At 57.0% G+C, this 7322-nt stretch carries 10 protein-coding genes; 2 read left to right on the top strand and 8 right to left on the bottom strand.

Annotated features, from left to right (window positions below):
• The 7 genes from NW838_RS03825 to NW838_RS03795 form a co-directional block, all read right to left on the bottom strand.
• Positions 1–1303: ribulose bisphosphate carboxylase small subunit (locus NW838_RS03825; protein WP_414427519.1), on the bottom strand; the 1303-nt coding region annotated here is incomplete at its 3' end.
• A 71-nt stretch (positions 1304–1374) separates the two neighbouring features.
• Positions 1375–1674: a EutN/CcmL family microcompartment protein gene (locus tag NW838_RS03820; protein ID WP_011433394.1), complete on the bottom strand. Its 300-nt coding sequence runs from the start codon at positions 1672–1674 to the stop codon at positions 1375–1377.
• Positions 1674–2015, bottom strand: coding sequence for a carbon dioxide-concentrating mechanism protein CcmK (locus tag NW838_RS03815; protein WP_414427518.1), 342 nt, complete (start codon positions 2013–2015; stop codon positions 1674–1676). Before NW838_RS03815 ends, NW838_RS03820 begins: the two co-directional genes overlap by 1 nt.
• 510 nt (positions 2016–2525) lie before the next feature.
• Positions 2526–3251 (bottom strand): energy-coupling factor ABC transporter ATP-binding protein, encoded by a 726-nt coding sequence (locus NW838_RS03810; protein ID WP_414373739.1) that lies wholly within the window; start codon positions 3249–3251, stop codon positions 2526–2528.
• A gap of 7 nt (positions 3252–3258) precedes the next feature.
• Positions 3259–4086, bottom strand: a complete 828-nt coding sequence (locus tag NW838_RS03805; protein ID WP_414356987.1) for a cell division protein FtsQ/DivIB — start codon at positions 4084–4086, stop codon at positions 3259–3261.
• Between the two features lie 57 nt (positions 4087–4143).
• Positions 4144–4362, bottom strand: coding sequence for an NAD(P)H-quinone oxidoreductase subunit O (locus NW838_RS03800; RefSeq protein WP_011433398.1), 219 nt, complete (start codon positions 4360–4362; stop codon positions 4144–4146).
• A gap of 130 nt (positions 4363–4492) precedes the next feature.
• Entirely contained in the window at positions 4493–4897 is a 405-nt protein-coding gene (locus NW838_RS03795) for a hypothetical protein (RefSeq protein WP_414343788.1), read from the bottom strand.
• 1277 nt (positions 4898–6174) lie between these two features.
• Here NW838_RS03795 and petE point away from each other — a divergent pair.
• Positions 6175–6585, top strand: coding sequence for a plastocyanin (gene petE / locus NW838_RS03790; RefSeq protein ID WP_414328834.1), 411 nt, complete (start codon positions 6175–6177; stop codon positions 6583–6585).
• 184 nt (positions 6586–6769) lie between these two features.
• The gene (locus NW838_RS03785) at positions 6770–7000 is read left to right on the top strand and encodes a hypothetical protein (RefSeq protein WP_011433402.1); all 231 of its coding nucleotides are present in this window, start codon (positions 6770–6772) and stop codon (positions 6998–7000) included.
• A gap of 36 nt (positions 7001–7036) precedes the next feature.
• On the opposite strand, the gene NW838_RS03780 is transcribed toward NW838_RS03785, so the two are convergent.
• Entirely contained in the window at positions 7037–7249 is a 213-nt protein-coding gene (locus NW838_RS03780; RefSeq protein ID WP_414344087.1) for a DUF2997 domain-containing protein, read from the bottom strand.
• Positions 7250–7322 lie beyond the last annotated feature (73 nt).

The following is a 7322-nucleotide window of genomic DNA, read 5'->3' as shown; positions in this document are numbered from 1 at the left end:
GCGGGGTTTGAATGACCTTCTCCAGCACCCGCCGTCTGCCTTTGGGATCGATCCCCAACAGGCGCACATATTCTCCCTGGTGCTCTGCTAGGGCAGCCTGAACAGCGGCCAGGATCTCCTGCGGCTGACCGCTCAAATTGCTCAAGGTCTGCCAAGAAGAGGTGCGGTAGCGGCGGGCATCAGCCACCTCCAGGCCAACGCGATACCCCTGCGCCAACAAAGTCCGGATCTCCTCCTCCAGCCCTGAGCCAGACTGAGGGCCGGATGTGCCAGAACTCGGGGCAGCGGCTGCCGAGACGCGGCTGGGCATCCCAGAAACCAGCGCCGGCCCATCGGGGGTTTGGATGATTTGCTCCAGCACCCGCCGTTTAGCCTTGGGATCGATCCCCAGTAGGCGCACATATTCTCCCTGGTGCTCCGCCAGGATGGCCCCCAGCGATCGCACCACCTCCGCCTCGTGGGTGCTGGCGATTGGGCTTTCGCTTTGCCAGGAAGAGGTTTTGAAGCGGCGAGCATCGGCATACTCTAGCCCCACGCGATAGCCTTGGGCCAACAGGGCACGAATTTGCTCCACCACCTCCGGCTTGAGAGGGGATCCGCCGCCGTTCCGGCCATTGCCGCGATGGGAAGAATGAGTCATGGGTGCCGTCTCCGTAGCCGTTGAGTTAGAGGTGCGCTGCAGTTCGTTGCGGATGGGAGCGATACAGACGAGGTTTTCGCTGCACTGGTAGCCCTCTCGCAGGGCTTGGTTGATGCCGATCACGTGTTGGGCAAACTTGGCATCGCTATCCTGGACGTCGGGCAGCCGGTCGGCCTCGGCCTGGGTGGTGATGATGGATCCAGAAGGCACGTACTTGCCTGGGGGGATCTCCACATCCTGGATCAGGCAATGCAACATGATGATGCAGCCATCCCCAACCCGAGCGTTGAACACCGTCGAGCGGAAGCCAATAAAGCAGTCGTTGCCCACGTAGGCCGGCCCGTGGATTAGAGCCATGTGGGCGATGGAAGTATTTCTGCCGATCCAAACGGAGTAGGGTTGGCCGTCTTCTCCTATCACCCGCCCCTGTTCCAGGCCGTGGATGACCACCCCATCCTGAATGTTGGATCTGGCGCCAATGTGGAAGGGGGATCCCTCGTCAGCGCGAATGGAAGTTCCCGGGGCGATCAGCACCTCCGCTTCCACCCGCACATCCCCAATGAGGTTGGAGAAAGAATGCACGTAGGCCGTGGGATCGATCTTGGGCTCCGCCAGTCGGCGAGACCAGGGCGTTGGCGGTGCAGCATAGGTGTGAGCAGGCATAACCGTGAGCCTCTAGAACGCAGTAGGGCGGACAAGGGCAGCAAGAGAGATGAGAAGGGAAGGGATCCCAGCTAGCGTTGATCGCGCTTGTTGTAGAGAGAGCGACCGCCAACGCTGACCGTATCGATAATCGCCATCACCACTGCATCCAGCGGGCGAGTCTGGTTTCCTTGCGGCTGGCGAGCGGCACTGCCTTGGCTAACCAGCACCCACTCGTCAATGCCGGCCCCCACCGGATCGGCAGCCACAGCGTAATCGGGTTGCGGCTGGCCCTCGAGATCGACGTACTGCACCAACAAAAACTTCACGCCCGTCAAGCTGGGATCCTTTTGAGTGCTGGTGACGGTGCCCCGCACAATGGCAATACGCATCAGGGACGGGTGAAGGGACGGATGGCATTTACCCCTTCGCGGAACTGAGCCACATCCTCGGTGTAGCGAATGGGCAACACGTACTCCAGGTTTTCGTGGGGACGGGCGATAATGTGCCAAGACAACAACTGGCCGCCGTTCACCCGCTTCACCGAGTCAATGCCGGCAGCCACCGAGGCTTGCACCTCCGAGACATCCCCCCGCACGATCACGGTGACCCGACCGCTGCTGATTTTCTCGTAACCCACCAGGGTAACGCGGGCTGCCTTGACCATGGCGTCGGCAGCTTCTACCACTGCCGGGAACCCGCGGGTCTCGATCATTCCAACTGCAATAGGCATATCAACTCTCCACTTTTGAACACACTCAGTTCCTGAACGTTGTCGAACCCAGCAACAAGGCAAATTGATCTCGCTTATTGGGTTCGCTCATGCAATCTCCTTTCGATTTCATCAGAGAGATCCTCTGCCCAAATCTCGATTGACAGCTTTTCCCGGCGACACCTACCCCAGCCACCAGAGACCCCCCTCTGAGGGGAGAAGGCTCTGAGCCACAGACCTCCGACTGAAGTCAGAACAGGTTGTAGGAGCCATCAGGGTTAACCGCAACTGTCACTCAGGCAGGCAAAGCTGCCAACTCTGAGCTAAGTCCACATCTTTCTTGTACACAATCGATCATACAAAATCGATTAGGACGACTCAGAGAAGGGATCCCCGACTTAACAAAATGATATCCCCACTCAATCCTGGACGAAAATCAATATTTTTAATTAGCACGATAGCTTTTTATTAAGAGAGGCAAAAATGTTGTCAGCTTAAAAATAATTCTTGATATCTTTTCAACTTTTGTCGTTATCGGCGCAGTGAGGGGGGCACTTCCAGGCCGTGGGCTTCCATGAGGTCGGCTTGGCCCATCAGGTGGGCCGGGGATCCCTGGGCCCAGATCCGCCCTTGATCCAACAGGATGACCTGATCGCACACCTCCAGGATCAGCTCCAGATCGTGGGAAGCCAGCAGAAAAGTGTGGGCGGCCTGTTGCAAAAAAACTATCAACCGGCGCCGGGCTCGCAAATCGAGGTTGGCTGTCGGCTCATCGTAGAGCACCAACTGGGGCTGCATCGCCAGGATCCCGGCAATGGCAACCATGCGCTTTTCCCCACCAGAGAGGTGATGGGGGGGACGATCGGCCAAATGGAGGGTGCCGGTCATCTGCAGGGCGGCCTGAACGGCAGCCGCAATCTCCGCCTCAGGACGGGCCAAATTGCGCAGTCCGAAGGCCACATCTTCGGCCACCGATGGGGCAAACAGTTGGTCGTTGGGATCCTGAAACACCAACCCCACCTCAGGGCGAAACTGGCCGGGCCGCAGCGGCTGGCCAAACAAACTCACCTGGCCAGAGCAGGGGGGCAACAGGCCGCAGAGGGTGAGGAACAGGGTAGTTTTACCCGCGCCATTGGGGCCGATCACCCCCAGATGTTGCCCAACCTCGACCCGTAGATCCAGCCCTTGCAGCACCGGCGGATGACCGGGATAAGCTGTCCACAATTGGTTCACCTCCACCGCCGGCACCGGGTTCATAGCAAAGCTAGGGCATCCGCACGTCTTTCCAGCGCTCCTGGGTGGCCGTGGGGGTAAGTTGCAAGGTGGGCACACTGGGGCTGGTGAGGTCAATCTGGACGATGTCGTCGGGCGTACACTCGCAGTAGCGGCGCAGATCCCGCATTTGGTTGAGGGTCTGAATTTGCAAGGGCAAGCGGTCGGAAATCGGCCCCAGGTAGACGTTGCCCAGCTCAGTATGCAGGGTAATTCCCGCTCCAGATTGCCAATCCACTGCCCTAATCTGGATTTCGGATTGCTGCAAAGCCTTGAGCAACAGCGCCCATTGGTCTGGGGTGTGGTTCTCCCAGCCCAGCAGCTCCAGCTCAGGCCAAGACGCGGGGGAACGGTAGGGATCCGGAGACAGCCAGTTGCCCTGGACATCCACCCAGCCCATCTGGTCGCCCCATCGCGCCCGCGCAACAGGTTGCCGTTCTCGCACCTGGACGATTACCCCCACCGGCAGCAGCCGTCGCTGCACCTGGACGCTTTCGATGGGAGAGGGGCGGGTCGGGGATCCCAGCAAAGCCCTTTCCAAAACAGCCGGTTGCACCTGCCAAATGTTGAGGGGATACTGCAGGGGCAATTGTGCCCGTATCCAGGCGGGATCGACCCAGTGGGCACCCTTTACCTGAATCTGTTCTGGCTGACGAATTTGCCAGTGGGGCTGCCGTAGGCCCAGCACCAGCAGCGTCAGGAGGGCTATCGAACTGGTCAAGCGCCAGGATCCCTGCCAGAATCGGCTGCGCCGTTGCCGACGCAAAAGCCGCCTGCGCTGCAAAAGTTGTTCACGGGTGGGAGCAGCCAGAAGCGCCATGGATCCCCCTTCACCCCATCACGGGGTATGCAGATGGGGAACATTCCGTGCTTCTACTCAACCCGCCATCTCCTGAACCTGATCCGCCCGCAGCCAAACCGTAGGGGTGGGAACAGCCCCAAACTTAATCTGCAGGTAGTCACCTTTGATATCCACGACTTCTCCGGGGGTCTCGAAAACGTAGTTGGGAATAAAAGGATCGCTTGCCTGCGCTTCTAAGCTACCCTCCAGTTTCTCGCGGATAGCCCGCACCAAGGTGCCTCGCTTAATCGCCATTGCTCCTCCTCAAGTTCAGTCGCGGATTAGTCGGCTCGATAGCAGTTGTATCACGCCTGCCGCTGCCGTGAAGAAGAAAGCTGGGATCCAGCCTCTGGTTGGCTCTGACAGGGATCAACCTGAATTTGGCTTATTTGCGTTTTAGGCTGCGGGCCATATTGCGGAAGGTATCCATGTCCGATCCCCCCTGACGGCGTGGGCTTGCTCCGCTGCTGCTTGAAGCGGAGGATCCCTGCTCAGCAGCAGTTTCAGGAGTTTTGGCTTGCTCTGTGGACAACTTAACTTTGCTGAGGGAAGAGACCTGCTCCACCACCTCCACCTTCTCCTTGCTGCCGAAATCCTGGAAGGTGTGCTTCACGATCCTGGGGGTGCGCATATACTCGATGTTGCCAAGGGTTTTGGCTTCATCTGGGTCGAGAAAAAAAGTATTGTCGTTTTTCGCTTTCTTTGGGGTTGGCTTAGCAACAGTTTCCGGTGAGGACGTGGCCGCAGCTTTGCCGCGCGAGCCGAAAAAGCGCTTGAAGATGCCTACCATGGTCGTTTTGCCTGCAATGGGAAGGAAGTTGAGCCGGATCCCTAGGCACTGATATTGGCCACCCGCCCTTGGCAAGGTGAGGGCCAGGCCCGGTCATGAAATAATGTTAAGCCAACTTAGAGCACCCTGCCCTCCGGGGCAGAAGGGTTTCTGGATCCCGCACCTCAGAGGGAGAGAGTTTCAACCTCTGGCAAAGGGTTTGGCCGATGGCAATGTAACTCATCCCCAAAGCATCTCAGGATCAGGAAGTTCAGGGATCCCTGTAGCCGACTGCCATACAACCTTCTGGCCGAGAAATTGGCTTACGCTCGCTCCTCTCTTCTAGAGAGCCAGAGGAGTTTCCTCATACGCTAGATGCGTTGTCTTAGCTAGCAGTGGCTATATGGCTATACAGTGAAGTAAGAAGTCCAAAAACTCACTCCAGGCTCAGATAAGTAAAAACTGCAGTATGAAGCTGTGCCTCCAGATCGGCCTGGTAAGAAAACCTTACTGCTGCACTTTTGAGGTGTAGTGTACTTCAACCCTGAGGGGAGCGCCCAGGTTCAAGGCACTGCCGATGCAACGGGCCAGGATTTGAACGTTAAGCCGCTGATCCGTCGATTCTAAACTTGTTGCAAGCTGACTCTTGCTTGGACCAACTACGGGTGGACGCTGTACGCTCATCTTAACAGACTCCCTATTTTGGTGAGGGCTGAACAACCAACTGACTTTCAGGTGATGTTATTGAGGAATCTCAAAGGAATACCGACCAGCAGCATCCAAGAACCTGCTCTTTGAGATTAGGATGATTTGCCCTTCTTGTGCATCGACAACCCTACGGATTTGTTAGGCAAGACACTCTTGGACTTTAAGGGATCCCACGGAAAAAGAATCTCTACTTTGCGAAACTTTGCGAAGCACTTTTGGGTAGAGATGAGGACGACCCAGAAAACTGGCTCTCGGTCACCTGCGTACGCTCACCAACCGCCAAAACATCCTGCCCCAACTGGCCGGGGATCCAGCCGCATCGGATTGCCTGGCAACAGGGTTGCCGTAGGTTTCTGGAAGAGCTGTGCTGTTTGGCGGGTTCGGTCTGCCGCGGCTCCCTGTAAAGGATGGATGTTGCCGCCCCGCAGTTGGGCATTGCTCTATTCTGGGATGAGCCCTCTTATAATGAGCATTGGGAATTCAACTGTCCCTGCTGCCCATCCGCCTGGCTGGGTGCTCTTCGCAACCTGGAAAGGGGCAACCGAGCCGCAAAGTCTGGGATAACTGCTGTTACGTTTTGAGAGGAATCCATGTCTCTAGTTTTCAACCTGGTGAAGCGTTTGCAGCTCATCCTGCTCAGCCTTGTGGTTGGGGGGTTGGCTGTGGCGCTCTTGTCCAACCCTGCTGCTGCCGAGACCTACATTGTCAAAATGGGATCTGACAAGGCCCAGTTGGTCTACGATCCGCCTTCTCTCACCATCAACCAAGGGGATACCGTTCAGTGGGTGAACAACAAGGTCTACCCCCACAATGTTGTCTTCGACAAGGTGCCCGGTGGAGATGCGGCTCTGGCCGCCAAGCTCTCCCACAAGGCACTGCTCACTGCTCCTAAGCAGGTGGTGGAGTCGGCTTTTGTTGATGTTCCTCCAGGTGAGTACACCTACTACTGCACGCCCCACCGTGGGGCCGGAATGGTCGGCAAGATCATCGTGAACGGCTAAATCCACACCCCAAGTGCTGAACTTCTAGGGATCCCACTTTTGGTTTTGCCTTGCTGGACAGGGATCCCTGCTCTTAGCATGAAAGGTAGCCCTCTCAGGAGTGGGAGGGCTTTTTAGCGAATGAATACGCATCTAACCGGCTTGTCTTCGAGCCGCACAAGTTTAGTCCACAAACGGGTTCTCTATGACCACCAGCGTTAAAGGTTACCTGCTCTTGGCCGTTTCCTGCCTCAGCGCCATTGCTGCTGTTGGCTCAATTTTCGAGTTGGCTTCTGGCGAGCCGGATTTTGGCGTCGGCCCCACCAGCATCATCTTGGTTGTCGCTGCTCCATTGGCTGTTTGGCTGTTTCAGGCTGCGGTTGGAGCGGCACGGGCCGGCAATACGGCCGGAAAGGGGAGCAAAAAGAAAAAGTGAGAAGATGGTGAGAACCCTAGGCAAATGGATATGGAGTCAGCGGGTTTGCTTCAAAGAGACTTCTGACTCCCTCTCGATTTCAGTCAGTTGGTGAAACTCCGGCAAGAGCTCCCGTTTCTGCACGGCTCCGAGCGCCGATTCCAAGCCGGCGGTAGCTAGGGTACAACTGGAGCCAGAACCATTCAGTACGGTCTCGGTGACCTGTCCGTTTTTGTCGATCCGATATTCCACTTTGATGTATTCAGGCATCCGCACTCCACTTGTTACCGAACAACAACGGGTTCTTCCCCATTCTAGTTCTTGCTTCCTTTTCCTGGGCTAG

Origin of the sequence: Synechococcus sp. R55.2, assembly GCF_047462075.1 — a bacterium.
Classification (GTDB): domain Bacteria; phylum Cyanobacteriota; class Cyanobacteriia; order Thermostichales; family Thermostichaceae; genus Thermostichus.
The sequence above is the reverse complement of the archived record's forward strand: the minus strand, read 5'-3'. Positions and strand labels throughout refer to the sequence as shown.

What these genes read in the sequence shown, in the direction of transcription:
- NW838_RS03820 (WP_011433394.1), bottom strand. Translation starts at nt 1,674, where the DNA reads ATGCGTATTGCCATTGTGCGGGGCACCGTCACCAGCACTCAAAAGGAT.
- NW838_RS03815 (WP_414427518.1), bottom strand. Translation starts at nt 2,015, where the DNA reads ATGCCTATTGCAGTTGGAATGATCGAGACCCGCGGGTTCCCGGCAGTG.
- NW838_RS03810 (WP_414373739.1), bottom strand. Translation starts at nt 3,251, where the DNA reads ATGAACCCGGTGCCGGCGGTGGAGGTGAACCAATTGTGGACAGCTTAT.
- NW838_RS03805 (WP_414356987.1), bottom strand. Translation starts at nt 4,086, where the DNA reads ATGGCGCTTCTGGCTGCTCCCACCCGTGAACAACTTTTGCAGCGCAGG.
- NW838_RS03800 (WP_011433398.1), bottom strand. Translation starts at nt 4,362, where the DNA reads ATGGCGATTAAGCGAGGCACCTTGGTGCGGGCTATCCGCGAGAAACTG.
- NW838_RS03795 (WP_414343788.1), bottom strand. Translation starts at nt 4,897, where the DNA reads ATGGTAGGCATCTTCAAGCGCTTTTTCGGCTCGCGCGGCAAAGCTGCG.
- petE (WP_414328834.1), top strand. Translation starts at nt 6,175, where the DNA reads ATGTCTCTAGTTTTCAACCTGGTGAAGCGTTTGCAGCTCATCCTGCTC.
- NW838_RS03785 (WP_011433402.1), top strand. Translation starts at nt 6,770, where the DNA reads ATGACCACCAGCGTTAAAGGTTACCTGCTCTTGGCCGTTTCCTGCCTC.
- NW838_RS03780 (WP_414344087.1), bottom strand. Translation starts at nt 7,249, where the DNA reads ATGCCTGAATACATCAAAGTGGAATATCGGATCGACAAAAACGGACAG.